28 protein-coding genes are annotated in these 26,410 nt (G+C 55.9%); 7 read left to right on the forward strand and 21 right to left on the reverse strand.

Annotated elements, in window-relative coordinates:
- Positions 1–329 precede the first annotated feature (329 nt).
- Both ASD46_RS27695 and ASD46_RS09485 read right to left on the reverse strand, forming a co-directional pair.
- On the reverse strand, positions 330–644 hold the full coding sequence (locus ASD46_RS27695; RefSeq protein WP_323455106.1) for an AAA family ATPase: 315 nt from the start codon (positions 642–644) through the stop codon (positions 330–332).
- 87 nt (positions 645–731) lie between these two features.
- A complete protein-coding gene (locus ASD46_RS09485; protein WP_082546168.1) occupies positions 732–1,427 on the reverse strand; it encodes a GNAT family N-acetyltransferase in 696 nt (231 codons plus the stop codon).
- Positions 1,428–1,481: 54 nt separating this feature from the next.
- On the opposite strand from ASD46_RS09485, the gene ASD46_RS09490 reads away from it, so the two are divergent.
- Positions 1,482–2,327, forward strand: a complete 846-nt coding sequence (locus tag ASD46_RS09490; RefSeq protein ID WP_323455107.1) for an alpha/beta hydrolase family protein — start codon at positions 1,482–1,484, stop codon at positions 2,325–2,327.
- Positions 2,328–2,426: 99 nt separating this feature from the next.
- Here the strand turns inward: ASD46_RS09490 and ASD46_RS09495 are convergent, their stop codons facing one another.
- The 4 genes from ASD46_RS09495 to ASD46_RS09510 all read right to left on the reverse strand — a co-directional run bounded on the left by ASD46_RS09495 (position 2,427) and on the right by ASD46_RS09510 (position 5,377).
- The gene (locus ASD46_RS09495; RefSeq protein WP_060642101.1) at positions 2,427–3,587 is read right to left on the reverse strand and encodes a S41 family peptidase; all 1,161 of its coding nucleotides are present in this window, start codon (positions 3,585–3,587) and stop codon (positions 2,427–2,429) included.
- Between the two features lie 114 nt (positions 3,588–3,701).
- Entirely contained in the window at positions 3,702–4,322 is a 621-nt protein-coding gene (locus ASD46_RS09500) for a tyrosine-type recombinase/integrase (RefSeq protein WP_060642102.1), read from the reverse strand.
- Between the two features lie 124 nt (positions 4,323–4,446).
- Positions 4,447–4,680 carry a hypothetical protein gene (locus ASD46_RS09505; protein WP_060642103.1) on the reverse strand — a complete coding sequence of 78 codons (234 nt, stop codon included), beginning with the start codon at positions 4,678–4,680 and terminating at the stop codon, positions 4,447–4,449.
- A gap of 244 nt (positions 4,681–4,924) precedes the next feature.
- Positions 4,925–5,377 carry a GNAT family N-acetyltransferase gene (locus tag ASD46_RS09510; RefSeq protein ID WP_060642104.1) on the reverse strand — a complete coding sequence of 151 codons (453 nt, stop codon included), beginning with the start codon at positions 5,375–5,377 and terminating at the stop codon, positions 4,925–4,927.
- Between the two features lie 275 nt (positions 5,378–5,652).
- Between ASD46_RS09510 and ASD46_RS09515 the strand changes: the two genes are divergently transcribed.
- Positions 5,653–6,033 carry a pentapeptide repeat-containing protein gene (locus tag ASD46_RS09515; RefSeq protein ID WP_156390013.1) on the forward strand — a complete coding sequence of 127 codons (381 nt, stop codon included), beginning with the start codon at positions 5,653–5,655 and terminating at the stop codon, positions 6,031–6,033.
- Between the two features lie 69 nt (positions 6,034–6,102).
- Here the strand turns inward: ASD46_RS09515 and ASD46_RS27935 are convergent, their stop codons facing one another.
- The 3 genes from ASD46_RS27935 to ASD46_RS26395 all read right to left on the reverse strand — a co-directional run bounded on the left by ASD46_RS27935 (position 6,103) and on the right by ASD46_RS26395 (position 8,423).
- Positions 6,103–6,576 carry an NUDIX domain-containing protein gene (locus tag ASD46_RS27935; RefSeq protein WP_082546169.1) on the reverse strand — a complete coding sequence of 158 codons (474 nt, stop codon included), beginning with the start codon at positions 6,574–6,576 and terminating at the stop codon, positions 6,103–6,105.
- 99 nt (positions 6,577–6,675) lie between these two features.
- A complete protein-coding gene (locus tag ASD46_RS09525) occupies positions 6,676–7,296 on the reverse strand; it encodes a tyrosine-type recombinase/integrase (protein WP_060642107.1) in 621 nt (206 codons plus the stop codon).
- Positions 7,297–7,668: 372 nt separating this feature from the next.
- A protein-coding gene (locus ASD46_RS26395; RefSeq protein WP_156390015.1) for an IS5 family transposase occupies positions 7,669–8,423 on the reverse strand; the annotation gives its coding sequence in 2 pieces (ribosomal slippage) (positions 7,669–8,090 and positions 8,090–8,423; 756 coding nt in all).
- A 150-nt stretch (positions 8,424–8,573) separates the two neighbouring features.
- On the opposite strand from ASD46_RS26395, the gene ASD46_RS09540 reads away from it, so the two are divergent.
- Positions 8,574–9,242, forward strand: a complete 669-nt coding sequence (locus tag ASD46_RS09540; protein WP_060642109.1) for a hypothetical protein — start codon at positions 8,574–8,576, stop codon at positions 9,240–9,242.
- A 203-nt stretch (positions 9,243–9,445) separates the two neighbouring features.
- On the opposite strand, the gene ASD46_RS27000 is transcribed toward ASD46_RS09540, so the two are convergent.
- Positions 9,446–10,015, reverse strand: a complete 570-nt coding sequence (locus ASD46_RS27000) for a hypothetical protein (RefSeq protein ID WP_143239473.1) — start codon at positions 10,013–10,015, stop codon at positions 9,446–9,448.
- A 183-nt stretch (positions 10,016–10,198) separates the two neighbouring features.
- Positions 10,199–10,702, reverse strand: coding sequence for a GrpB family protein (locus tag ASD46_RS09555; RefSeq protein WP_060642112.1), 504 nt, complete (start codon positions 10,700–10,702; stop codon positions 10,199–10,201).
- A gap of 213 nt (positions 10,703–10,915) precedes the next feature.
- Between ASD46_RS09555 and ASD46_RS09560 the strand changes: the two genes are divergently transcribed.
- Positions 10,916–11,275, forward strand: a complete 360-nt coding sequence (locus ASD46_RS09560; protein ID WP_060642113.1) for a GyrI-like domain-containing protein — start codon at positions 10,916–10,918, stop codon at positions 11,273–11,275.
- A gap of 228 nt (positions 11,276–11,503) precedes the next feature.
- Here the strand turns inward: ASD46_RS09560 and ASD46_RS09565 are convergent, their stop codons facing one another.
- On the reverse strand, positions 11,504–11,929 hold the full coding sequence (locus ASD46_RS09565; RefSeq protein ID WP_060642114.1) for a VOC family protein: 426 nt from the start codon (positions 11,927–11,929) through the stop codon (positions 11,504–11,506).
- 288 nt (positions 11,930–12,217) lie between these two features.
- Here ASD46_RS09565 and ASD46_RS09570 point away from each other — a divergent pair, with 288 nt between their 5' ends.
- Positions 12,218–12,520: a hypothetical protein gene (locus ASD46_RS09570; protein ID WP_060642115.1), complete on the forward strand. Its 303-nt coding sequence runs from the start codon at positions 12,218–12,220 to the stop codon at positions 12,518–12,520.
- A 701-nt stretch (positions 12,521–13,221) separates the two neighbouring features.
- Here ASD46_RS09570 and ASD46_RS09580 read toward each other — a convergent pair.
- Positions 13,222–13,986: an AraC family transcriptional regulator gene (locus ASD46_RS09580; protein ID WP_060642116.1), complete on the reverse strand. Its 765-nt coding sequence runs from the start codon at positions 13,984–13,986 to the stop codon at positions 13,222–13,224.
- Between the two features lie 83 nt (positions 13,987–14,069).
- Between ASD46_RS09580 and ASD46_RS09585 the strand changes: the two genes are divergently transcribed.
- A complete protein-coding gene (locus ASD46_RS09585; RefSeq protein ID WP_060642117.1) occupies positions 14,070–14,786 on the forward strand; it encodes a class I SAM-dependent methyltransferase in 717 nt (238 codons plus the stop codon).
- A gap of 335 nt (positions 14,787–15,121) precedes the next feature.
- Here ASD46_RS09585 and attM read toward each other — a convergent pair whose 3' ends face one another.
- From attM to ASD46_RS09600, 3 genes are read right to left on the reverse strand one after another with little or no spacing between them, the layout of a single operon-like run.
- Positions 15,122–15,913 carry an AttM family quorum-quenching N-acyl homoserine lactonase gene (gene attM / locus ASD46_RS09590; RefSeq protein ID WP_019565706.1) on the reverse strand — a complete coding sequence of 264 codons (792 nt, stop codon included), beginning with the start codon at positions 15,911–15,913 and terminating at the stop codon, positions 15,122–15,124.
- A gap of 45 nt (positions 15,914–15,958) precedes the next feature.
- The gene (locus ASD46_RS09595) at positions 15,959–17,119 is read right to left on the reverse strand and encodes an iron-containing alcohol dehydrogenase (protein ID WP_060642118.1); all 1,161 of its coding nucleotides are present in this window, start codon (positions 17,117–17,119) and stop codon (positions 15,959–15,961) included.
- Between the two features lie 20 nt (positions 17,120–17,139).
- On the reverse strand, positions 17,140–18,594 hold the full coding sequence (locus tag ASD46_RS09600) for an NAD-dependent succinate-semialdehyde dehydrogenase (protein WP_060642119.1): 1,455 nt from the start codon (positions 18,592–18,594) through the stop codon (positions 17,140–17,142).
- A gap of 55 nt (positions 18,595–18,649) precedes the next feature.
- Between ASD46_RS09600 and blcR the strand changes: the two genes are divergently transcribed.
- Entirely contained in the window at positions 18,650–19,477 is an 828-nt protein-coding gene (blcR, locus tag ASD46_RS09605; RefSeq protein ID WP_081626729.1) for an IclR family transcriptional regulator BlcR, read from the forward strand.
- A 355-nt stretch (positions 19,478–19,832) separates the two neighbouring features.
- Here blcR and ASD46_RS09615 read toward each other — a convergent pair whose 3' ends face one another.
- From ASD46_RS09615 to ASD46_RS09640, 5 genes are all read right to left on the reverse strand, one after another.
- On the reverse strand, positions 19,833–20,900 hold the full coding sequence (locus ASD46_RS09615) for a lipocalin-like domain-containing protein (protein ID WP_060642121.1): 1,068 nt from the start codon (positions 20,898–20,900) through the stop codon (positions 19,833–19,835).
- Positions 20,890–23,298 carry an ABC transporter permease gene (locus ASD46_RS27330; RefSeq protein ID WP_060642122.1) on the reverse strand — a complete coding sequence of 803 codons (2,409 nt, stop codon included), beginning with the start codon at positions 23,296–23,298 and terminating at the stop codon, positions 20,890–20,892. The genes ASD46_RS09615 and ASD46_RS27330 overlap by 11 nt, the downstream gene beginning before the upstream one ends.
- Complete coding sequence (locus ASD46_RS09625; protein ID WP_060642123.1) at positions 23,295–23,954, reverse strand: ABC transporter ATP-binding protein; 660 nt, start codon at positions 23,952–23,954, stop codon at positions 23,295–23,297. The genes ASD46_RS27330 and ASD46_RS09625 overlap by 4 nt, the downstream gene beginning before the upstream one ends.
- A gap of 501 nt (positions 23,955–24,455) precedes the next feature.
- The gene (locus ASD46_RS09635) at positions 24,456–25,538 is read right to left on the reverse strand and encodes an ABC transporter substrate-binding protein (RefSeq protein ID WP_060642125.1); all 1,083 of its coding nucleotides are present in this window, start codon (positions 25,536–25,538) and stop codon (positions 24,456–24,458) included.
- A gap of 27 nt (positions 25,539–25,565) precedes the next feature.
- The gene (locus ASD46_RS09640; RefSeq protein ID WP_414890253.1) at positions 25,566–26,372 is read right to left on the reverse strand and encodes an ABC transporter permease; all 807 of its coding nucleotides are present in this window, start codon (positions 26,370–26,372) and stop codon (positions 25,566–25,568) included.
- Between the last annotated feature and the right edge of the window lie 38 nt (positions 26,373–26,410).

Consider the following 26,410-nt stretch of genomic DNA (forward strand, 5'->3'; position numbering starts at 1 on the left):
CTCCAGGGCAAATGCCCAATAAAGCTAGGTACCGCTAGAACCCGTGCGCGATTACGCCTGAAGAGGCCGTCTAGGCGCATCGAAAATCGCGCTTACGCAATTGGCGCGAAGCTGCCTATGCAGCAATCGGGCCATCTCGTTCATCGGCCTAATTTCTCCACGATCTCCGCAACACTTTGTTCGACAGACAGGAGAGAGGTATCTAAGCGCAGATCGGGTATCCAAGTCTCATAGTGCATATTCTGGATTGCCGCCCATGATGGCGGGGATAGCCCGTCAACAGAAGGTGATCTTGTCTCTGCGCGATGGCGGTGAACCGCAACATCGGATCAAAAGATCTCGACCTCGATGAATCTAGTGCCAGACTCAGCGGCGACGTCTCGAAACGCATTTCGGGTTAGAGGCAAAGGGTTGACGGAGTCTACGAAAACCGTGTGCCCGAGCCGCAGGTTATCGGCCGCCAATCGAAAGAGTGTCACATACCCGCTTGGGCCAACATCCAGCCCTTCCACCAATGGTGCGGTTGTACGGATTGCCTGCTCGACAGTGTCCACCCTGAGATAAAGCGCCTTTATTCTCCGTGCCAACGCTTGAGCAACGGTGCTTTTTCCTGATCCAGGCAGTCCGCCGAAAATTACAAGCATTGTTGATTCCCGCCATGCCACTGCCAAACTAACAGAATTGTCTTTCAATGTCCCCTACTGGCGCTCACCTGAAAGCGGCCCATCCTCTCAATGATCTGAATTTATAATCAAATCTTGCATAGCCGAATACTCAGTCGCAAGGAGCCCCATCATGATGTCATCGTGCCATTCGCCGTCTACATATGCGGTCTCTCGCTCTCGTCCTTCGACTTTGAAACCGCACTTCGCGTAAGCTCTGATTGCGCGTTGGTTAAAGGCAAGCACTCTTATTCCAACGCGATGTAGGTTCAGCTCTGTGAAAGCGTGTCGTAGGAGCAAATAGATGGCTTCCGTTCCAAAGCCTTTTCCAAGACGCTGCAGATCATAGATTCCGATTGCCATGGATGCCCGCCGATCCTGCGTGTTGATGCTGTGGAGCTTGATTTCTCCAATCAGGCGTCCTTCAACCTCGATTACCCACGCGTTGGGATTATTCGCTTGACCCATCGCCCACTGCTCGGCCGCTTGCTTTGTCAAAGGCTTTGCGTCAGCGGCGCTGACACCGAACATTTTTACTATGTCAATGTCGGTCCCCAATGCGAAGCGTGCATCGGCATCATTCGGATCAGCGCGGCGCAGCCGTACATTTGTGCCTTCCATAAATCTCATCAAATCGATCCTAGCCGCAACTTTTCTGATCAGAGTAAACCAACGAAATGAATCGGAAATTGGCATATAAAGCCACTTTCCGTGTTCTTTAACAAACGTTGGGCCCCAGTTGTATTCATCAGAACGCTCGTCCATTGTTTCTGACTTCCAGGTCTAAATTTCGAGGAGCGTGTTCGAATGGACGGACGAATGAAAACACTGGTTCCCACTCGTCCAGAAGAACAAATAAGCTTCCACGTTTTGCAAAAACGTGTCGTTGGCACCCTACGATTGGCATCGGAGGCTGTTTCCCCTGTGGTCCTTCTTCTCCACGGGTTCGGAGGCCATCGCGACGAACTCGCAATTAGAGGTAATGGCCCTGGCGTATTCTCCTATACCGCGGAACGACTTGCACAACGCGGATTCTCAACTCTAAGGATCGACTTTGCGGGAGTTGGAGGGAGCGAAGGGTGTTTCGAAGAAACAACGTACAGCAGTCAGGTCGTAGATTGCCTAGCAGCAATGGACTTCCTGTCGACATATCCAATGATCGATTCACATCGAATTTTCCTTTTGGGGTGGAGCCAAGGCGGGTTGGTTGCTGCTCTCGCTGCCGCAAGGACTAACCGTCCGGCGGGCGTCGCTCTCTGGGCGGCAGTCGGAGAACCAATTGTGAGCTTCCAGAACTTAATCGGGATCGACACTTACTTGAGGGGACTACAAAGCACAGAAACGACAATAGTTGAGTTGCCTTGGGGAGCCAAAATACGTTTGGGGCAAAACTTCTTTCATGAAGTATCTGAAACCAAGCCTATAGATGAGATCGTTTCCTACGAGGGGGCACTGTTTGTTGCGGAGGGGACACTCGACACAGCAATTCCTTCTGGAACGGCCGCAAAGTTCGCCAATTCGCATAGGGCACAGAATGAGACCTGGATTGCCGAAATGGACCACGCGTTCAACACGTCAAACGGTGTTGATACTCTCAATGAACTCATAGACAGAACTGCGTCATTCTTCGCAAAAGTAAATACCGAATACGGATATCGCAACTGATCTTGTTGCCGAAAGTGATGAAGCGGATAAGTCAGCGGTTGGGCTGTCGCGGTTGGTCATGGTCGTTTTTAGGGTATGAGTGCCAAAAGAACAGAATGGCTAGATTGGCAACATCCCGAAATCCGCACCCGGCGGCCATTTCGTGGTAGTATCAGGCTCGATCCCCAAGTCTTCGAATGACGAGCCATTTGGAAATATTTGCCTCTTGGCGCTGACCCACAATCGAATTCCATCGCCCAGATCGCGAATGTAAGGTTGTCCGCTGCTTCCACCAGTTGTCTCACCGACGATCTCAGCTCGTTTGTTGTCTTTGAAACGCGCGACGAAATCCTCAGCAGCTGAGAACGTACGGCTATCGATTAGGATGGTCAGCTTTCCTTTGAATGCACCGTCGAGAGGCTGAATCCATTTTGCCTCGGAGGCAACCAGGTAAGCTGGCTCCCCTTGAGCGCGTGCGAGGGCGTTCGATGCGGGCGTAACGTGATTCCAGAAGCGGTATCGAGTAGGCATGAGAGCGGCCACGAGTTCGTTTGGCGTATGGCCGCCGGAGTTGCCGCGAACATCGATCACCAAATGAACGGTGTCGCTCAGCGGTTTCATAAGTTCGATAGCGTCAGCTTCAAAGTGAGGTTGAGCGAAGCTTGGTATCGTCAGAAGGTAGCGCTCGTCCTCTAGCCAACGACCAGTCGTTGCGGCCCCGTCTTCAGGTAGCTCCGTGCCACGGTTGATTTGTCTCTTTGATCCGTCGTCCGTCATGATTTCAAAAGAAGGTGGAAACAAGAAAGGCTTCGAGAAAAGGCGGTTGCGTTGCTCACGAACGCTAGAACCAGACACGAACACCAAAAGCTTTGACGCCACCTCATCTATGGGCTGGTCGTCGATCCGGACAAGACGGGTTCCAGGGGCAATATCACTGTAAGCTGACTTGGTGACGCGCCATCCCGCTTCATCGTGTGTTGCGTTAAATCCAATAGGCGCACCGTGCTCCCGCCACAGCCATTCATCGGCAAATGCGGTATGACCGTTCCTCAGGTTCGCAATGAGCCGCATCGTGGCTAGATCGAAACCGAGGCGATCCGGCGCTTCAAAAGCTTCATCGAGATAGTCCTTGAACGCAGCCTCAAAATCGAAATTGGGGAGTGCCTCCCAGTGCGCAAAGCAAGACCGGATGGCTTCATAGATGCCAGCGGCGATCTCGCCGCGCCGCGATGCGAATAACGTACCTTGCGCTTCCAACTGATCAATGTCGTGCGTTGCCATCTCCGGCCTCAGCTCAATAGGCTAACTGGTAGATGACGAACCTATATCGACCTGCATGTCAATGGCAGCTGTTGGCGCGAGAGAGACCACCGGCTGTCGCCGATGGTCAAGAGCCTATAGCTCGATCTGCTCGGCAATTCTGAGGGCGTCATCCACCTCGACGCCGAGATAGCGAACGGTGCTTTCCAGCTTTGTATGACCGAGCAAAATCTGGACGGCCCGGAGGTTCCCTGTCTTCTTGTAAATCTGCGCTGCCTTGGTTCGCCTCATCGAGTGGGTGCCGTAGGCGCTAGCATCAAGTCCGATAGACGCGACCCAACGGTGGACAATCCGAGCGTATTGCCTCGTGGACAAATGATGCGACGTCTTCCGACGGCTTGGGAATAGATAGCTGCCGCCGTTCCTTCGAATGAAGGGAAGCCATGCCACGAGCGCAGTCTTCGTCTGCTCCGTCACCTCAAACTGCACGGGTCGCTTCGTTTTCTTCTGGATGATAGTGGCTCGATCCCGGATCGAACTACCCGACCATAAGTCCTCAACCCTCAGCTTGACCAGGTCGCAAGCGCGGAGCTTGCTGTCGATGGCGAGGTTGAACAGCGCCAGCTCTCGGATCGCCCCGCTCATTTCGAGCCTGACGCGGATCGACCAAACGTTCTTTGGCTGCAGCGGTCGTTTCTGTCCGACCAGAATTCCCTTGTTCCATGGAAAACGATTACGCAGTACGGCGGTGTCCATGCTGAGGCCTCCGCCACTCCTCCCACCGCGTCGCCTCCATCAGGCCAACAGATAGTAGCATATCTCGTCGCTACTCTGCCCTAAGCGGCCATCCCCCTAGATGCGAGGGATGGCCAGGAGACATTCAGCGCAAAGTACGCCTATTGGTAAGCCGCTCCCTGTTGATGCAGAAAGTATTTCCGTCAAATAGACCGAAAGATTTCCAGCCACCATCCGAAATCTCGCCGTATAAAATACGAACAAGAACGGAGCCGTTACCAAAATCCTCAATGATGGATACTGTGAAAATTCCGCCGATCTCGGAACTCACATCAAAGACATCTCCGCCGACAACCGGCGTGGTCGTGATAGCTCGCATAAGTACTCCAAATGCTCGAAAAGTTCGGGCTTGGCGCACAAGCGGAAGAGTGAACTTGCGCCTATGCGCTTAGAGTTCGATCTGCCTCAGCAGAAGTACCTGCCTCATAATATTTCTCCTCAATAGAGACTGATCACATATCGGCCGGATTTTACTGCCACGACCGCTAGATAACGTCAATTGGATGCATGCTGCACATGACCGCTCTTGGCGCGAAGCCGCCGAGGTGTCCCGAGGGGATGTACTATTTGCGCCACGCGAACAGGGCATCAGGGACCTGTTCGTCGTTTCCGGAGCCATCTGTTTCCCTGACCCTGATAAATCCGTGACGTTCATAAAAGCTAATCGCCCGGACGTTTTGCTGAAATACCCAGACTTGAAGATAGGAGCAGCTCTGCTTCGCCTTTTTCAAAAGCTCTACGCCCAACGCTTTCCCAACGTGTGAGGGCAAGAGATACAGGTGGTCCAACCAATCCGCTTTGAAAGCGCAAAAGCCCACGATCGCGCCATGATCCTCAGCTACCCATACCTGATCCTGCGCAAACACGATGTTCTTGTAGAACCATGCATCCTCCTCGGGCGTATGAAGGTCGGGCAAGTATGGGAGAAAGTGCCCGCGCGATTGCCGTGCAACAAATGCGATTGTATCTGAATCGTCGCTATTCGCCTGTCGAAGCAAAAAGGCATCGTGCTGCATCTGTCAAAAATCCTTGCGTGGTCTCTGAGGCTATTGTCGACACTAACTGCCGTTGGCGCAAACTAATGATGTCACTCGGCTCAAACCGGTCATTCGCCGTGGGTGCAATAGCCGTGAAGCCCTAACATTCGCGACAGGCTTGGCGACGAGGAAAGTCACGGGAGTTTCTTCGGGATCAGCTCGGATTTGTTTCTATTTTGGATTCGCCGGTCGCAAATAACCGGACATTCTGGCATTCTTCGAGCAGCAATCATGATCGAATGGAGGATACGAAGATGGCCGAACCCCAAAAAAACATTGATTTTGATGGCCCTCAGATGCAGGGAACGCATTACAAGCGCGCCGATATGGCAGGGTCTCATTTCGATGGCGTAAACCTCGCCGACGCACAGTTTTACGCTTGTTTGAGCAAGGCAAGGTTCACTGACACTAATTTAAGCGAAGCCGTTTTTGACGATATTAACCTTGCAGATGCGAGCTTTAACAACGTCAATCTCTCTGGAGCCGCCATCACAAATGCGAACCTATCGCGCTTAACAATAAGCGGCGTGACGTTGGCAGATACGGACATCAAAGACGCCGATTTAACTGGCATGCGGATCAACGGCGTTCTCGTCACCGATTTGTTCGTCGCCTATGAACAGGCGAAATCCTGACGGCTATTTACTTCCTTCGCAAATGGCGCAGAGCGGAAAACCGCATGTGGCCTGAAGCGATCATTGGGTCTAGTCCGGTATTTGAACAACGTGGCGTTTGGTAGTGTAGCTTCCGTCAGCCACAGCATCCCTAACGACTATTGGCCGCACGTCTACTTTTCCGAACTGAGACAGTGGTATCCACACTTGCTTCAGATGTGCTTCTCGGCTTTCGATATCACGCCTATCCAGCTTCACGGAGTAGTAATGTTCCGCTTGCTGGATGAGATTGCCTTTATATCGAAAATGATTTTCGACGCAGAAGAGATATTGCGTCTCGACAACGCTGGCATTTGTTTCCTCTTCAAATTCCGTTCGAAGACGTGTCTCAAAGGTGTCTCCGACCTCATATTCGCCGCCGATGAATGCGAAGCACGAACAGGGATCATCAGCGGGTTGCTGGACGAGGACAGCATCGTCAGCGATGACGATACCGGCGATCCTAATCCTTGGAATTTTGCGGGATGCAACCGCCTGAAAGAACTGGTCTTGCTTGAACTCCATCTGGCCCTCTCTACGCGTTAGAATGTCAGATTACTGGCTATTACCTATGACCGCAAATGGCGCGAGGGAGACCATCGGCGAATGCCGATGGTCAGAATTCTACAGCTCAATCTGCTCAGCGATTCTCAGAGCGTCATCTACCTCGACGCCAAGGTAGCGAACTGTGCTTTCGAGCTTCGTGTGACCGAGGAGAATTTGGACGGCTCGCAGGTTACCTGTCTTTTTGTAAATCTGCGCTGCTTTGGTTCGCCTCATGGAGTGGGTGCCATAGGCATTAGCGTCAAGCCCGATGGACGCGACCCATCGGTGGACAATCCGGGCATATTGCCTCGTGGACAAATGATACGACATCTTCCGACGGCTTGGAAACAGATAGCTGCCGCCATTTCTCCGAACGAAGGGGAGCCACGCCACGAGCGCGATCTTGGTCTGTTCGGTGACCTCGAACTGCACGGGCCGCTTCGTCTTCTTTTGGATGATGGTGGCTCGATCTCGGATCGCACTACCGGACCATAAGTCCTCAACCTTCAGCTTGACGAGGTCACAAGCGCGAAGCTTGCTGTCGATGGCGAGGTTGAAGAGCGCCAGTTCCCGGATCGCTCCGCTCATCTCTAATCGAACGCGGATCGACCATACGTTCTTTGGCTGTAGTGGGCGCTTTTGGCCCACCAGGATTCCCTTGTTCCATGGATATCGATTACGCTGCACGGCGGTGTCCATGCCAAAGCCTCCGCCACTCCTCCCACCTCGTCGCCTCCGTCAGGCAGCCGGACTATAGCACGCTAGTCGCTGTGCGGCCCTGAGCGGTCATTTCCAGTACTGAAAATACGTTCCTAAAATGGAATGGGATTCGACTACCCTTTACAGCAAATTGGCTTGGAAACGTCCACAACGAGAGCAGACCAGTCACCTGGCATCACTCCGAGAAGTGAAAGTCCACTGTTACTGCTTAGCAGGTCAGCACCCCGCGTGGTCCAGCCATGAGGCCGTCTGGAATGCATCTCTGATTGCCACGTTGACTGAAGCGGCGGCCTGCGAACGGTTCAGGGCTCAATTTGGCGCAGGAGACGCCTAGGCTCAGGACTCGTTAAATCAAAGCCAGAAGATGACGGTGGCTGCGATGCATATGCTTGAGAAGAAAGTGTGGGCGCAGCGGTCATATCTGGTGTGAATTCGCCGCCAGTCCTTGAGCCTGCCGAACATGTTTTCAATCTTGTGGCGCTTTTTGTAGAGCGTGGGATCATGCGGGATAACGACCTTGCGGTTTGCTCTTGAAGGAATGCAGGCGGTGATCTTGCGCTGCGCCAGGGCATCTCGAAACCAATCGGCGTCGTAACCTTTGTCCGCCAGCAAGGTCTTGGCCTTTGGAAAGGCTTCGATCATCCGTGCGGCACCTTTGTAATCGCTCATCTGCCCCTCGCTCAAAAGCAGGATCAGCGGACGACCGTGACCATCGCAAACAGCGTGCAGCTTGGAGTTCAGTCCGCCCTTGGTTCGTCCGATACGTCGGGGAACATCCCCTTTTTTAGCAGACTGGCTGCGGTGCGATGGGCTTTCAAATGGGTAGCATCGATCATCAACTGCTCCGGCTTGCCGCGTTTGGCAGTCAGTTCAGCCAAAATCCGATTGAATACGCCGAGCCTGCTCCAGCGGATGAAGCGGTTATAGATCGTCTTGTGCGGTCCATACTCTCTTGGCGCATCGCGCCATCGCAGTCCATTGCGCAAGACGAAGATGATGCCGCTCAAAATCAACTGGTCATCAACGCGTGGCACGCCGTGCGACAATGGAAAATACGGCTCAATGCGGCGCATCTGCGCCTCTGACAGAAGCATCAAATCATTCATCACAGCGTCTCCTTTCGATCACAATGAATCAAGAAGGGGAGGCCTATGCAAGCTATTTAATAGGTCCTGAGCCTAGATTTGCGACCCTTGAAGCGCTGATTTCGGGGGCATAGTGTGGTAGGCGCTGCCAGTGCAAGGAGGGCGAGGACAATGACACCCGATACGATAACAGTTGCGGACTACACCTTCCGGATTGCGCGCGCAGAGATCACCGGCTGGCTCCAGGTGGATGCGGATGATGGCACCAACCTGAATATGGCGAGCGGCTACGGCCTGAATTGGCAAATCGAGGTGCGTGCGGAGGAATATCCGCTGACCGACGAAGACGGCAATCTGATAACGATGATAGAGCCTGTGTTCTCGCACCAGAACCCGACAGTCGCTGTCCGCGACTGGCGGGACTGGGATGGACAGCAAATTGTCTACGACCACGACACCAGCGATCCCTCTCAAGAGGTGCCAACTTTTGCCATTAGTGGCGGTGACAGGCTCGCGGTCTCGACACTGCGCATCGGCTCACGCGAAGGGCAGCGCTTTCCGTTTGAATGGTTCGGGGCTTGCTGGCCGGGCATAGACGAACGCTCCGGATTGGACCCGTTCCGGATCGTCGGGACAATCACCGCCTCGACCTTTACTGTAATCTTCAACGAGCAGGACGGCGATCCTGGAGAGATAGCAAAGCGCCTGCTGCAAGCTCATTGTCCAATGCAGGGGTTGCGGCTTCGCGACGTACGTCAGCCTTATGCGACTTCGAAGAGCTTGCCGGACCGGATGCGGCAGGTCATGCACGCCACATTCGAAACCGACCCGTCCTTATGATCTTTGTACCATCCACGGTCTGTGGGCTTATGACCGCTTTGGCGCAAAGTTGCCGAGGCAGCAGTTGGCCCGCTGCGGACATTGCAGGACGAGGCCTGATTGTCTGAGATGGGCGAGAAGGGCAACGGCGACTTTTGGAAGCCCGACTCAGAAGTCGGACGGTGACATGTTCAAAAAGGTGGACGCAACGCGGGCTGGATTCTTCATCTCTCGGGCGCACCGACATTGCCTTTCACAGGCAGGCTGATATCCCACGGCAGTGATCCCGGCTTGCCTGCATCATTGCAATGGATATTTACGCGCCGGATATTGTCAGCATCATTCCGCCAAGTGGCTTTGAGGGGGACCGCACATTCGGTCAAGGCCACTTTTCTATTGACGGGCAGCGCGACCAGATTGCTGCCATTCTCTATGTTCGCTGAATTTATGAATGATTCAGCGACAATGTCGATAGCTGCCAAAGACTGCATTTGGCTGCGAACCTGCCGCTGCCTCTCCGCAAATATTGCGTGACAGGCGCGCAGATTGTGGAGGCCGAAACGCGCACTGCAAAATTTGCGCATTTCATCAATGCGTTCTGCCGCTCCCATTTCAAAAATCTCAACATCGCACTCGCCACAGGCGAATGGATTTCTGAACATGACCTGAGGGGAAGGAGTTTGTTTGATGAAGGCCGTAATCTTCGTTTCATGCTCTCGATGGTCCAGGTCAACGCCAACAAAAAAGACGGCGATCATGAGCAATCCAGCCGCCGCCGCAATCATTTTTAGCATGCAAGTATCGTCTCCTACTTCTCCAACTCTTGTGGATATAATCCAGTATCAAAGGGAAATGCCCTGAAGGTCGAATTTACCCCAAATTTGGTCGGCAGGGGCTGCGTGAGAGGTTCAAGGTGTCAGCGATCGGCGCGACACTGCCGAGGCAGCAATTGGCCCGGTGGACTTCAGCTCGCCCGACTATTCAGGACGTGGCCCCATCAAATCATCGATAAAGGGAGCTTTCTTTACGAGATACTCCGCAATGCCATCGCGATTAGAGGCCTCTAAATGAAGCTTCAATCGCTGATATTCTTGGCGTATCTGAGCATTGTCGATCAACAGGTCTTTGAAGCGTATCATGCGTTCGATCTGCCAATGGCCAGTCAAGCAAACATGTACTTTGTGCGTTCTCACCCCATCAACATCCTTACGATAAAAGTGGTGCCCGTGTGACAGGTTTGAGCCGCGAACATATCCCAATGAAACCATCGACTGATCGCGCTCGACCTGGTTTGTTTGCTCGCGAACTTCGACCAATAGGTCGATCTCTGGCTTTGCCCACAATCCTACGACGGCAGTGCTGCCGACATGGTGGATTTCAATCAGATCGGACCCGAAGACATCAGCAATCAGCCGCTTTTCGGCAAGAAACATGGACGGCCACTGGTCGTTGTACGGCGTTATCTGACTGGTAAGTGTCATTTCATTTTCCCTGACACATCGAACTCATGCACAAGAATAACTTCTGTGTCAAAGCCGACGATGTCCGTTGTTGGCGCTTCTGCGCCATGACGGCCGTCGGCCCGAAACGGACCTCGAAAATGCCGTAAGTGGTGCCCCAACAAAAACCAAGGAGCAGGCCTGTCGAAGTCGTTGTATTCTGTACGTCTTAAACAAGAACAACAGGAGAGGCCAATGCTAACGATGCCCGAAATGGTCGAACGCGAACCACAGCGTTATGTCGCTGTTCGTCTGCCAGTTGTGATCCCTTTCGACGAAGACGTCGATCCAGCTTTCGATGAACTGTTCGATGCTTTCGCGCGAGCGGGAGTTGCACCAGACGGTGTCGAGTTCATCAAGTTCAACCTAATTGATATGCCGCGCCTCGAGATTGAAACAGGTATGACCACAGATGGGTCAATTCCACTTTCGGGCCGTCTGGTCGAAGGCGTCCTGCCTGGAGGACGATATGTCCGAATGACCTACAATGGCCCTATGAAGGACTATATGATGCTACTGCCATGCTCGTCGGATGGGCAAAGGAGAAGGGCTTAGTATGGGACTCATCGAGCACAGAGGCTGGAGAGCTGTTCGCGTGCCGGCTCGAGGTCCACGATAACAATCCTTCAGTTGAACCTGATCCAAGCAAGCTGATAACAACGTTGCTGTTCAAACTGGCAGACTGATTAGGAAATTGGAGTATGGCGGCTGTCGGCCTGAAGCGGACAAGCCGAAGCAGGTTCAAGCGTCCAACTTCCGGTGTTGGCGCACCGTTCAAAAAGCTCAGTCTGCTGGAGGGAGCAGATGAGGATTCCAAACCACATCCCACAAATGTCCGTCAGGATCACGGAAGTAGCCAGCGTAGCCGCCGTAGAAGGTGGACACGGGGCGTTTCACGATCTCGGCTCCGGCCCGCTCAGCGGCAGCCATCACCTCCTCGACCTCTTCCATCGTTGACACATTGTGGCCAATGGTGAAGGACGTGGAGCTAGGCGGCTGTAAGGGCAACCCAGTGTCGTGAGCAACGTCGCTCTGCGACCAAAGCGCCAGCTTTAAACCTCCACCCAGATCAAAGAACGCGACCGTGCCATGTTCGAACTCTTGTCCGATGATCCCTTCAGTCGGCAGCCCGAGACCATCGCGGTAGAATGAAACCGATTTTTCCAGGTCGGAAACGCCTAGCGTCAACACTGATATTCTAGCTTTCATACCCATACTCCTACTCTCGGCGCGCGCACCATGCTCATGCCGTCGTAGTCTTGGGCCGCTAGATAGGAGCGGAAGGACCCACATCGTGGGGGTCGGGCCAACCTTCCCGAGCCTAACCTGTTTTAGACAGAACCAAGCTAGCTTCCTGTGGCTCCATCGTCAAGCACGACCGCTTGTGGCGCAATCCAGCCGTAACAACTTTCGGCCCATTGCGGACTTTTGGTTGTCACAGGTACTGTAGCTGTCATGGACTCTCTGTCCAAATTTCATTGCTGACAGGCCGCCAAAGTGAACGAACCCTATAATACGACGATCATTCAAATCATCATCGGTGCTCTGAAAGAGCTGGAACAAGAAGACGATGTCATCCTTCTAGGGCCATCACCTCGAAAGGCCGCCGAGAAAATTGCCGCGAAACTAAGGTCTATGGTGCCAAATCCTGACCTCACGCCAGAAGAAATGCGCGGTGTACGACTGCTGATTCTTCATGCGATCTCTAACAAGTCATTTTTTGACTGGGAGATGCCGACGCTGACGGGATTTACTGCTGCGAGGTTTCAAGAAATTGCAGAAAAGCTTCCTCGTGAATGACAGCAAATAGCGCACAGGTGACGTGTTACGCCGCTGCGAAGCGTTGCCTGCTTTCAGGCGCGTCCCATGACGGCCTCTGTGACCGACACGAAGGCGCTTTGCCGACTGGCCGGAGCCGACCCCATTATCGCCGTTCGCTATGCGGGCTGACTTCCCGGAAGCAATCATCGCGGGGGGGCCTTAGCTGTAAAGGTAGCGACGCATGCAATAGAGCAGCGTTGCCATTTCCGCGTTCTCGCGCAGGTCGATCGCACGCCTGAAGAGGAACCGGTGGGTCCCCTGGTCGACGCCATTGCTTAGCTCGCATTCAAAGGTGAACCGATGCGTCTGTGAGGATCGGCTGGTTTAGCGAACGGAAGCTTCCGTGAACTTAATGCGGGCCGAACGACCGATTGAAGCCGCTTTGCCAGCTTGCCAGACCCGATCCCATTCTGGCCGTTTGGCGCCAGAACGCCAACGCCCAAAAGCCGCCGCGAGCAACTAATCCAAAAGCTTGCCTTGCGCTCCGTCCTTATACCGCGCTCGCAGCTTCCCCAAGATCTCGTGTGAGAAACATGACGGTCGCCAAATCGGACGTTCCTCTGGGAAACTCTCTCCCAGATCGTGCCACTCGACACGAGCATCGGCGGTCGTGCCCTGGAAAGTGGCCTCAGTATTGGCCGAGAGGGCAGGAGCACTGTCGGGAATTAATATCCTCTGCCTCATGGTCGTGGTTTGCTCTGGGCCGGCGGTGAGCCGAACTTGCGGGAATAGGCGCGGGAAAATGCGGCGGCGCTGCCGAAGCCGACCCCGGTGGCGACCGATTTGACACTTCGTCCGGCGCGCAGTTCTGCTCGTCCAAGCGCCAGGCGCCAGCCATTGAGGTAGGCGATAGGCGACTGGGCAACGGTTTGCGTGAAGGTGGAAATGAATTGTCCGCGCGACATATCCGCTATGGCGGCAAGGTCCGCAATCCGCCAATTTCGCGCCGGATTGTCATGTATGGCCACAAGGCTGGGATGCAGTGCGGGGTGCGCCAGACCCGCCAGTAATCCCGCATCGACCGTGCCGATCGCTATTGCCTTGCGGATCGCGAGCACGACGATGATCTCGCATAGACGCGCCTCGATAGTACCGCCACCACAGCGGGCGACCTCGACCTCGGCCACCATCAGTTGACACAAACCGCGCAATTCCGGTTCGTTAGCCAGTGAAAGGCACAATTCGTCTGGCAGTGCACCGACCAACGGATTGGCACTACCGCCAAAATCCACTGTGGCGCCAGCGCATATAGCTGCGCCATCCGGCAGCGACGCCGTGGATCTGGCGCGATAAAGCAGATGGGTCGGTTCACCTGCGCCATGGACATTGATGATCAGGAGGTTAGCGGCTTCAGCACAATCGCAACGTGATGCGCCAAGATGAAAGGCTTTCAGGAAAGCCGTCAACCGATCATGTTTTCGCCCGGAATCTGAACTTTCAGTCATGTATTTCCTGCCTTTCCTGATCGCAAATCTTGTATCCTCCTTGAGCGAAGCACGCCAGCACGTCTAAACAGACAAGAGACAGCATGACACAGGATTCTGCAGCCAAATTTGACGCCTCCCGCGCAGGGGAATACGCACGACAGAGCAGGATAGCGCTGGCCGGATATGACGCCTGCCACGAGCTTTCCGCCTGCATGCTGTCTGCAGCTCTGGGCGAAGGAACGTCGGCACGGGTGCTGGTTGTCGGGGCTGGCGGTACGGCGGGCGAAATCATCGCCGCCGCTCGGCTGGAACCGCAATGGTCCTTTGTCGCCGTCGATCCTTCAGCACCGATGCTCAACCTTGCACGCGATCATCTGGTCAGGGCCGAAGTGTCTGACCGGGTGGAGACCGTCCTCGGAACCGTCTCCGATCTGGATAGAGCTCCATCGTTTGACGCTGCAATCATGATCGGCGTGCTGCACCATTTGCCAGGGAACGCCGCAAAGCAGGATGTTCTGGCGCAGATTGCAATGCGGCTGTATCCTGACGCGCCCCTGATTGTGGCGGGGAATTATCGGGCGTATGCCTCTCAGCCCCTGCTCATGGCAGCCTGGGCAGCACGCTGGCGTATGAACGGCGCCGGGCCTGAAGAGGTCCAGGCCAAAATGGGCAAGATTCTGCAGGGTGCGGAGCCACCCCGATCGGAAGACGAGGTCATTTCGTTGCTGGAGGGCGTTGGTTTCAACGAACCGCTTCGGTTTTTTGCAAGCCTGTTTTGGGGAGCATGGCTTGCCCGACACGTGGGGAACGCTAAGTGAGCGCCATAATCTGCTCGATTTGCAGACAGTTTGGATCAAAGAGACAAGTTCACTCTAAGCCATCCGGTATTGGCAAATTGTCAGCCCGAACCCCGATGGCTCAACGTAACGCCGGGGCGAAAAACGCCGTATGAGCACACTCGCGCAGCTAGAGGATAGCTTTCAGGCATTCGAAGCGACAACGCGAGCGACTTGAACGAAGGCGTATATCCGGAAAAGGCCGATGCGCCGAAATACACGGTCCCGCTCGGCTCGGTGCCCTTGGCTCATATGATAAAAATCGGCGAGGCTGCATGCAACCTCGCCGTATCTGGCGGTTGACTTGCGCGTTCTATTTACGCGTAAAATTCGGGAGCCTTCTTGAAGTTCGCCCAGGCGTCAGGGTCATGGCCGGTGACGACTGTCGCATCATGCTTTTCGGCATAGGTGCGGAGCTTCTGAACAGAACGGACCGTGTCAACGGTCGAGGCAAGGAAGCCAGGCAAAGCCTTCTCTTCCCAGTGGTCCAGTGTGTAGGCAGCATCGATCGTCAGGAGAAGCGGTTTGCTGTTTGGCAGACGCACCAGGAAGGACTGGTGGCCGGGCGCATGACCGGGCGTGAAGATCGTGGTGAGCGTGCCGTCGCCGTAAACATCGTAATAATCGTCCTGCGCACCGTTGAGGAACTGCCACTTCAGACCCGGCTTGTCGAAGTCCTTGCGGATATAGCCGCCGCCAGCAAACCAGTCGGGCGTAAAGGCATATTCATATTCAGAGCGCTGCACGATGTGGGTTGCGTTGGGGAAGCGACCGATGGCGCCGGTATGATCGAGATGCAGGTGCGACTGCACAACATATTTGACATCGGCCGGATCGAAACCAAGCGCCTTGATCTGGTCAACGCAGCCCTGGTCCTTGTCCAGTACTGGCCAATAGACATCGCAGATGCCGCCCCAATGGCCACGCGGATCTGTTGCAACTTCAATCGCGTTGCCGCCGTCGATCACGGTGTGCCCGGCCGGATGGGTAATCAGGAAAAACGGAACGGGGATCTCATAGTCTGCACCGTTCCCCTGGTTCATCTTGATGTTGTGTACCTTGCATTTCAGCGTACCCGACTGAAGCATGTAAAGTCTGATATCGGTCACTCGTTTTCCTCCCTTGGGACTGAAGATATTGCTGTAAGAAATGGGTCAGAACGCCTCGCGGTAGAGCGCAAGCGCATCCTCTTCGCGGACTTCGACCGGATTATTGACCAAAAGACGGCTCTGTTTCATTGCGTCGGACGCAAGCATGGCGAGCGTGTTGTCCGTCACGCCGACATCGCGCAGACGCCGCGGCGCGCCGCTTTCGTCCATCAGCGTTTCCATATGCTGAACGAACGCATCCGAACGGGTTGCCGCATCCCCTTCACCCGGAACACCCAGCACGTCGGCAAGCTCCGCATAAAGCGACGCTGCAGCCTTCGCGTTAAAGCGTAAAACCGGCCCCAGCATGAGGGCATTGGAAAGCCCGTGTGGCACGTGATAATGGCCGCCAAGCGGATAAGCGAGCGCGTGGACGGCGGCCACCGGTGAGTTGGCGAAAGCCTGACCTGCCAATGTCGCACCCAACAGCATGCCTTCACGGGCTTTCCGGTCGGTGCCGTCCTTGCAGGCGGCGATCAGATTTGCACCGAGCAGACGCAGTGCCTCGCGCGCCAGAGCATCTGATAGCGGGTTCTTCTTGTGTTTGCTGGTGTAAGCCTCGATGGCATGCACCATGGCATCGATACCGGTGGCAGCCGTATGGACCTGCGGCAGCCCCACCGTCAGTTCAGCATCCAGAAGAACGAAATCAGCGTAAAGCTGCGGGGAAACGACCCCCATCTTGGTGGTTTCGCCCGTGGTGATGATCGAGATGTTTGTGACTTCCGAACCTGTACCGGCCGTGGTCGGAACCAGCACGAGCGGCAGGCGTGATCCCTTAACGTTTCCGATCCCATACATGTCGGCAAGCGTCTGGTCGGAGACCAGAAGGACAGCCACGAGCTTGGCGATGTCGAGCGATGAGCCCCCGCCAAGACCAATGACGATATCGACCCCGATCTGCCTTGCGGACTCGACGCAGTCGGCAACGATGTGCTCTGGCGGATCAGCAACGACCTTGTCGAAGATCGTGACGTCAAAGCCGCTGGCCGCAAGGGCGTCAGCGATCGGCTTGATGAGGCCGGCCTTGATGAGACCTGCATCGGTAATCAGCAGCGCCTTGCGCGCCTGAAACCTGCCGGAGAGAATCTCTCCGAGACGCTGGGCGCCACCCCAGGCAACCTGCATGGAGGGAACGGTGCGGAATTCGAAAGGGTTGATGGTCATCTGATCCTCCCAGCGTGATCTCAGCCGATGGCCGAGCACAGGTATTTGATTTCAAGATATTCATCGATGCCGTAGTGCGAGCCTTCGCGGCCCAAGCCGGACTGCTTCACGCCACCGAATGGTGCGACTTCGTTGGAGATGAGGCCTGTATTGTGGCCCACCATGCCGTATTCGAGCGCTTCTGCGACACGCCATGTCCGGCGGACATTCTCGGTGTAGAAATAGGCCGCCAGACCAAATTCGGTGTCGTTCGCCATGGCGACCGCTTCGTCTTCCGTCCCGAACCGAAAGAGCGGGGCGACGGGTCCAAAGGTCTCCTCACGGGCAACCTTCATGGCCTGGGTTGCACCAGTCAGAACCGTTGGTTCGTAGAATGTGCCTCCAAGAGCATGGCGCTTTCCACCGGTGACGATCTTTGCTCCCTTGCCAAGGGCATCAGCAACGTGATCCTCGACCTTTGCCACGGCATCCTGGTCGATCAGTGGACCGATCAGAACACCAGGTTCCGTGCCCTCACCGACGGACAGGCTTTCGACCCTTTTGACCAGCTTTTCCGCGAATGCGTCGTAAACACCATCCTGGACATAGATCCGGTTGGAGCACACGCAGGTCTGTCCGGCATTGCGGTATTTCGACACGATCGCGCCCTCAACGGCCGCATCCAGATCGGCATCATCAAAGACGATGAAAGGCGCATTGCCACCAAGTTCCAGCGACAGTTTCTTGATCGTCGGGGCCGATTGCGCCATCAGCAGACGACCGACTTCAGTCGATCCGGTAAAGGAGATCTTTCGCACCGTGTCGCTTTCGGTAAACACCTTGCCAATATCGCGTGCAGCGCCCGTCACCACCTGGAAGACACCGGCGGGAACGCCCGCTTCTTCAGCGAGAACACCCAGAGCAAGTGCGGTGAGAGGGGTCTGCTCAGCCGGTTTGACGATCATCGTGCAGCCTGCGGCAAGTGCCGGGGCCGCCTTGCGAGTGATCATCGCGGCCGGGAAGTTCCATGGCGTGATCGCGGCGCAGACACCGATCGGCTGCTTCAGGATGGTAATGCGCTTGTCGGTGGTCGGCGAAGGAATGGTATCGCCGTAAACACGTTTGGCTTCCTCCGCGAACCATTCCACGAAAGATGCCGCATAAAGGGCTTCGCCCCTTGCTTCCGCAAACGGCTTTCCCTGCTCGGCAGTCATCAACGCACCAAGATCGTCAGCGTTCGCCACCATGAGATCAAACCATCGGCGCAACATGGCAGCGCGGTCCTTCGCAGCCCGGCGGCTCCACTCGGAAAATGCCTTGCCTGCTGACTCGACTGCAGCTTCAACCTCATCTGCCGACAATGAAGGAACGTGACCGATGATCATCGAGTTGGCGGGATTTTCCACCGCAATCGTCTTGCCATCCGCAGCTTTCAGCCAGCGACCATTCACCAGGCAGGCATCACGCAACAGCGCCGCATTTTTTAGCTTGATCATCGACCTCTCCCGCACTAGAGTTCAACTAATTGAACTTGAATCATTAGAGTGAACTATGGGCCAAAGCGGCCAAGTGTGTCAAGGAAGGTGCATGGCTGAAGATCAACAATCGTCGCAAATATCAGACACTGTACCGGCACTCAGACGCGCCGTGCGTATTCTGGATCTTGTGGCAGGTTCCCCGCGGGACCTCACAGCCGCCGAGCTGACACGCTTTCTGGATTTGCCCAAAAGCAGCGCGCATGGCTTGCTTGCGGTGATGACTGAGCTTGATCTTCTGGCGCGATCTGCCGATGGAACCCTGCGTATTGGACCCCACTCGCTCAGATGGGCGAACGGCTTTCTGTCGCACCTCGACATCGTATCGACATTCAACGACCATCTCGCCCAGCGCCACGACCTCGATCCCTACACGGTGACCCTCACCGTCCGCGAGGGTGGCGAAGTCGTTTACATCGGCTGTCGCAACTCGGCCCAGCCGCTTGGACACACGTTTCGGATCGGTATGCGTCTGCCGGCGCCATTTACGGCCACCGGGAAGATCCTCCTGTCCGATCTGGGGCCCGGTGAATTGAGGATGCTGTTTTCTCAGTTTCCACAGCCTCTGACATCAAGGAGCGTTGCTGGCCTTTCGCAGCTTGAAGAGGAACTGGCTCTGACGCGCGCTCGTGGCTACTCCATCGACGATGGTCAGATCCGCGAAGGTATGCTTTGCATTGGGGCTGCCATACGCGATTACTCGGGAGCCGCATCTGCCGGCATTGCAATCAGTCTGATCCGCAGCGAAGCCAGCGACGAAAAAATCGCTAGCCTTGGTGAGGAGCTTCGCACCACAGCCAACGCGCTTTCAGAAAAGCTTGGGTACCGATCGCAGAAAGACTAGTCGTAACCCGTAGCGGTATAGTCGATGCCGACCAGCCCAGCTTTGCTGTATGCGCCAGTGCACCGATACCCCAGGTAGCCCCTGTCCCAAGTACGGCTGCGCCGAGCGCAGTTCGGGTCGAGAACATAAAAGACATCATCGATGTATTGAGCACCAAGGGAAAAGACCTCGGCCCGCAGATGCACGATCCACCGCGTTGCCTTATTCCTCGCTGGGACGAAGCCGAACAATGGGTTGTCATCACGAGACGACTCCTTCGGAGCGTGTCCTGGGTGTCGCGCCTACCCGGATAGGACGGCGCCTGTAAGCTTAGGCACCGTTCCAGCCGATATCTCGCCTGGGACAGTGGGACAGGCTAATATCCGGTCATCTCCAGATAACCTTGTCCCGATGTGCTTCCATCAAACTCTATTGGCCCTTCCCAGTAGGGGGTTGACGTCGCCATCCAGGCTTTCTCGTTCAGGGGCTTCGTCTTTATGTCGAGGCCACGGCTGGGTATCTTCACGCTCCATTCGACCGGAATGCTCTTTCCGTTGATATCCGCGGTTCGCAACGGACTGAGCAAAACGTCTTTCGGATCGACGGGAGACGGCCTTCCATCGGCGGAAATCCAGTTAGCGGAGATGTAGCCGCTTTTGTCGTCACGCAAACGGAAGGCCATGAGTTTTTCGCCGGATGCGAGGTGAAGGGAAAACCAGTCCCATCCCGTCTGGCTCGAGGCTAGCGGTTGCGACGACCATTCCCGATCGAGCCACGCCTCGCCCGTTACCTCATGAGTTTCACCATCAAGAAAGACGCTGCCGCTGACACTGTAGAATGGCTGGGAGTAATAATAGCTTGCTTGGCCCTCTGCCGATTTAACCGAGTAGCCGTTGTCCCCCTGACGCACCAAAGGCCCGTGGGCCTGAAGTTTCAGACGATACCGGAAGCTCTCGCCACTGGCGTTCAAATCAAGCTGATCGAGGTCGTCCCGTGCATCGTCAGTTCCTGCCTTCATTTGCCAATTGTCAATCCAGGCCTCGAAGGGTTCGCCTTTGACCCCCGCCTGCCCCACGCCTCCCCGCGCCAGCCGTTCGGCAACATGGTGGCGGCTCGCAGTCGTCACGGCTGCGTGGCCAATCCAAATTTGAGGGTCGGACCATCCGGGGCGCTCGACAGGTTCAAGTGCAGAACGAAAGAGTGTCCATTGGACGCCCATGCGCTGTCCATCGGCCGTCCGCAGATTTGCAGTAACGTACCACCACTCGATCCTGAAACCGGGATGTGCCTTGTGGTCTTTTGGAAAGACGAGTTCAACGCCTCGTGTGGGAATGCTGAAGCCTTCGGCATTTGACCCGAGGCCCGCAAAGCCCTGCCCTATGACCGGCGTGGGCAAGGAAGTGCATGAAGCGCAAAGGAGCAGGAGGACGGCTTTAGCGTTCACTGGCGAATATCCTCAAAAGATCGGCCGGCGCGGTTTTAACAAGCCGTCGAACAGGGATCAGGACCGAAATGATGGCGGCGAGCAGGGCAACAAGACCCAGCCTCAGCCAGTCCAGCGGAAACAGGATCAGCGGCAGTCGCCATCCGAAAGCTTCCACATTGATGATTGCCAGCAAAACCCAGGCCAGTCCCAACCCGACAGGAATGGCGGCAATGAATGTCACAAGCCATAGCGCAAAAGTTCGCAGGACCTCCAGCATCGCAAGGTCGCGGCGACGAAGTCCAAGTGCCCAGACAGGAGCAAGCTGCGGCAACCGAAGCGAAGCGAGCGTAAGCTGGCTCGAAAACATGGCAAAACCCGCCACCGCGAGCGTGAGCACATTCAGCGCGCCGGTGACCGCAAACGTCTGGTCGAAGATTGCAGCAGACTGCCGTTTCAGCGAGGCCTGGTCGACAATATTGGCTTCGGGCAGGCCGAACTCCGTCATGAGGCGTTGTCCGAAGCCCGCAACCTCCTCTGGCTCCATGCGAAGGCCGTATCTCAGCTTTTCCACGTCCGGGTAGTGCTGGACAAGGGCATCAAGACCAATGATGATTTCGCCCCTCGGATTGCCATAGTCGGAAAACACCCCGACGACGCGGGCTTTCCAGCCACCTGGCATTTCTATCTCTGCGCCGGGCGACGCCTTTCCTGACCTCCAGAACTGTTCGTTGACCAGCGCACCCTTCCCGCTCGCAATCTCGTCCCATGTTGCGGGCGCGCCCGAAATCAACGGCCAATGATCCCTGTATGTCGCATCGTCGGCGACGCCGAAGATGCGGACCTTCTGCCCCGAAATTTCCCCTTCCGTACTCCAGATGGGTAGAACCGCCCTTGCCTGGTGTGGAAACCACTGCCGCAGACGCGCAGCTTCAGCCTCGTCACGGGCCGTCACATAGACCTCTGCGGCCAGGCGCTGATCGAGCCATCCCACAAAGGTTTGCCTGAAGCTTGAGACCATGGTGCCGACCCCGATATTGGCCGACAAAGCGAGCAGCAATGCCATCAGCGCAAGGGAAAGACCTGGCAGCTGCTGGCGCGTATCGGCGAAAAACCAGCGGGTCAGTCCGTGTCCGGAGATGTGTTCGGCCGCTCTCATGCCCAGTGCCAGCAAGGTTGGAAGAATGAGTGCAGCGCCCAGAAGAAGCGCTGCAAGCACTGCGAAACCTGAAATGAGACCGCCGCCCAGCAGCACAAGCGCGCCAGATACAAAAAGCAGAACCATCCCGGCGGCCGCCTGATGGAGGAGGCTTTTCGTGGACACCATCGCCCACGCCCTGCCCTGTGCCGTGGACAGTATCGGCATCCGCCAGACGCGGAGGAGATGTTGAAGCGAGGAGAGCCCGGTCCCCACCAGCGCCATTGCAAGGCCGGCGATCCACCATTCAGGCCGCAGCGAGAGTGAACCGGCAACACTGGCCCCGTAAAGGCCACGCAGGGTCGCGGCCACGCCCGGCAATAGAGCCGATGCGACCACGTATCCGACAACAATGCCCAGCGCTCCCGATACCAGCGCAAAAAGCGCGGTTTCGACAACCAGCATCGTGGTCAGGGAGCGAAGCGAGACCCCGAGCGACCGCATGGTCCTGAACGACCCACGCCGTTGCTCGAACGACAGGCCCGTTGCGGAATACACGATGAAGAGACCGACAACGAAGGCAAGAAAACCAAAGGCGGTCAGGTTGAGATGAAAACTGTCCGTGAGCCTTGCGACGTCGGGCCTGCTTCTTGCCTGTTCGAGGGAAAGTTCAGGGGCTATGTTTCCGATCGTCGGAAGATCGGGGTCTTGCGATGGCGAAACGATAAGCCGGCTCAGTTCACCATTGCGTTTCAACAGGCGGTCAGCCGTGGAAATATCGACAAATGCTGCGCCGTCGGGGAGATCCGCTCGTACCTTAAGGGAAAGGCCAGAGGTATCTTTCAATGTGGCAGCCGTTGCCGGCGAAACGATCATCTGTCCGGGCGTCTGGATGAATTCCACCAGCCCGGACGGATCAGATGGTGCAGGCACCATTCCGTCGGACGGCATGGTCAGGGGGTCGATGCCGATAAGCCTGATACGCGTCGTACCAAACCTGTAATCGCCTTCAATGATCGGAGAGACGTGCAAACCCGCCCTTCGAAGCCGGGCATATGTTTGCGAGGAAATTCTGCCGCCGTCCTTTGCCACCAGTTGATCCAGCTGGTTTTGCGCCAGGACCGAGGCCGCCCGGTCATAACTTGCTCTGGCTTCGGCATTGATTGCCTGGACCGCGCACCAGAGGCCGGTTGCAAGCGTGACGCCGACCATGAGGGTGAGAAGCTGAAGCGGTCGGTAGCGCCAGTGTGAGAGCAGCGCCCGGAAGGCGGTCCAGTTCATTGCGAAACCTTCCCGCCGCTCAGCGCGATACGCCGATCGAGTTTTACCGCCAGCCGGCTGGAATGGGTCACCAGGAGGAGTGAGATCTGCGCGGACTTTGTCAGTCTCAACATGATATCGATGACGATATCAGCCGTCGCCTCGTCGAGATTACCTGTCGGCTCATCGGCAAGAATGAGGGGCGGTCTTGCCGCAAGCGTACGTCCGATCGCCACCCTTTGCTGCTGACCGCCGGAGAGCTGTTCGGGATAGCGTGCAAGCAGCTCTCCGATCCCCAGCGCCTCGACCAGGCTTTTTTCCCAGACCGGGTCGAAACGGCCCGCCAGCCGGGCGTGAAACGAGATATTGGATCCGACATCGAGGCTCGGAATGAGATTGAACTGCTGGAAGATTAAGCCCACCTCCCGGCGTCGGAAGCTCGCTCGACCGGCCTCGTCGAGATCGGTTATTTTCCGACCCCCCACCGTGATGATGCCACTGTCGGGCAAATCAAGGCCGCCGGCCAGATGCAAAAGCGTACTCTTTCCGCTGCCGGATTCCCCCGTCAGGGCAAGACTTTCGCCGGCTTCAAGTGAAAGGTCGACGCCGTTCAGGACCGGGATAATGCCTTCGGCTGTCTGGTAGGATTTCTTGATGCCGGAAAGTGAAAGGACCATGGCTCTTCGATCTCTGCTTCGTCCTATATGGACCGATATGCTGGCGGATCTCAACCGGTTTAGATACCGATATTCCGAGCGCTGCCTAAACGACCGCACCGTTTCTGGCTGTAAAGTCGCCCTCCCCTCTGCGTCTACCCCCTCCCGTTCCGAGCGTGAGATGGCACCCGACACAAAAAACACCCGCCGTAGCCTTCCGACAGTCATGGCGGCTCCAGGGGGCCGGATTGACCGACGAACTACATGATCAACGTGACGGTTTATGTCGCGGCCCCTTAGATCATTTCTGAGCCGGGCACCATCCGGACAGCGGACTGCACAATGACGGGTTCATCGTGCGAAAATCTCTTCTGCATAAAAGAGAGACGCGACGTCTGAACCCGCTCTTGCTCTGCTGTGGTCTTGCGAACGCGGTGACGCGGTCGGCGCAGGCGCCAAAAGAGAGCCGCCTGCGCATCCGCTCGCAGCGTCAAGGAAGGTGCCTTGGCGCCCTCGGTTTTTTCAGCGTATCCATGAGTTCCAGCGCTGTACCAGCATGCCCATGTTCGCGTTGATCCATTGTGCATCAGGGACGATGATCCGGTTTTCAACATCTGCCGCAGATGGGAGGGTGGCGCGAGCCTCAGATGACATCTGCGAAATCGCTTTCTGACTTGGAGGAGTGCAAGAAAGCGTTTCGCAGGCTTTGGCCTGCACCGCAGGATTCCTTAGCCAGAACTCAATGAGCTTCAGCGCATTTTCCCGATTCGGTGCGCCACGCACGAGCGCTATGCGATCGCCCACAAGAAATGCGCCATCGTAACTCCAGCCTATCTTGTAACCTTCTGCTTTCAAGGCCTTCGCGCGCGTCAACCAGATCTGTCCAACGCGATACTCGTCATTGCGAAACGCCTGAACGCTTTGATCTCCCGTCCTCCACCAAACCTGTACACTGTCCCTGACTTCGTCAAGCTTGCGAAATGCTCGATCTACATCAAGTGGGAAAAGTTTTTCTCTCGGCACTCCGTCCGCGAGCAATGCTGCGGCCAACACTCGCCATGGATCGTCAAAATTAGGAAAACTTCGAGCACCCGGAAACTTCGCCAGATCCCACATGTCAGCCCAAGTTTGAGGGTTGCTGCCGTTCTCATTCAGTTTGTAAGCCAAAAGGGTGGAGGTTGACTGCAATTTTGCCCCGCCGCGCGTACAAGAGTCGGCCAGCAGGTCCGTGCTGTTAATGAACTGCTTGCAAAAGTCTGACAGGTCTTCCGTTATGGCGAAGTGTGCGTCGGATCCAGCTTGGATTTCGCCATCCAGATAGAGGTCCCAGGTGACATTGCCTGTTTGAACCATAGCAGTGACCTTCGCCCGCTTCTCCGCATCTGTTCCAGAAACAGTGACGACTTTTATTCCTGTCGCTTTCGTGAAGGGCTCGAACCACGCTTCACGCAGGGCCTTTTCGTAGGTACCTCCCGTAGTAGCAATGACCACACGTTGCTCGGCACTCGCCTTTTCAAGCCCAAGAGCGAACATGAGAGCAAAGGCGACGAACACGTAAAACGCGGATTTCAGGCAAGCCTTCGGCGTCTGATCCGATCTGATCATTTCAAATCCTCTTCAGTTAATGTGGAGTTAGTGTCTGCTTCGAGTAGTCAGAAGTTGCGCCGCCGTCATGAGCACGAGCGAGATCGCGACGAGCACGGTTGACGCGGCGGCGATCACTGGCGTGAGATTGAAATCGATATCTTCGAACATCTTGCGTCCAATCGACTTCCCGCCAATGTCAGAGATGAAGAACGAAACCGTCGCGTCATCGAACGACGCAAGAAATGCAAAGACCGAAGCCGCGGCGACGCTCGGGCCAATATTAGGCAGCATCACGAGGAAAAAGCTCTGGAATCGATTTGCGCCGCAGTTGAGAGCCGCGAGTTCGAGCGAAGGGTCAAACTTCTGCACCGCAGCACCCACCACGATCAAGACATAGGGGATGGCTAAAACTGTGTGCGCGAGAACAAAGCCTGCAAACGTCCCCGTTACTCTCCACGGTGAGAACACCAGGTAAAGCGATACACCCAGAACCACGTGCGGGACGATCATTGGCCCAAGCGCAAGGCTGTGCAGAAGCCCCTTAAAAGGCAATCTGCTCTTTGCGAGCGCTAGCGCTGCTGTCGTGCCGATGGTTGTTGCCACGATAGCTGTCGCGAATGCGACCTGCAGGCTGAACAATGTTGCCGACATCCAGTCAGGATCAGAGAAATACGCCCTATACCATTTTAAAGTGAGGCCTTGCGGTGGAAACGCAAGGTAGCTGCCGTCATTCAGGCTCATCGGGATGACGAGAAATGTCGGCAGGATCAAGAATACCGTTATCAGGAAGACGAAGAAGCCTGCGGTATAGATCCGTACGATATTGCGATACCGTCCGACGGCATTGCGCAGTGGCCGCGCCAAAGAAGGCCGGACCCGAAATGTTGAAC

The sequence above is a fragment of the Rhizobium sp. Root491 genome (assembly GCF_001427205.1).
Classification (GTDB): Bacteria; Pseudomonadota; Alphaproteobacteria; order Rhizobiales; family Rhizobiaceae; genus Agrobacterium; species Agrobacterium tumefaciens.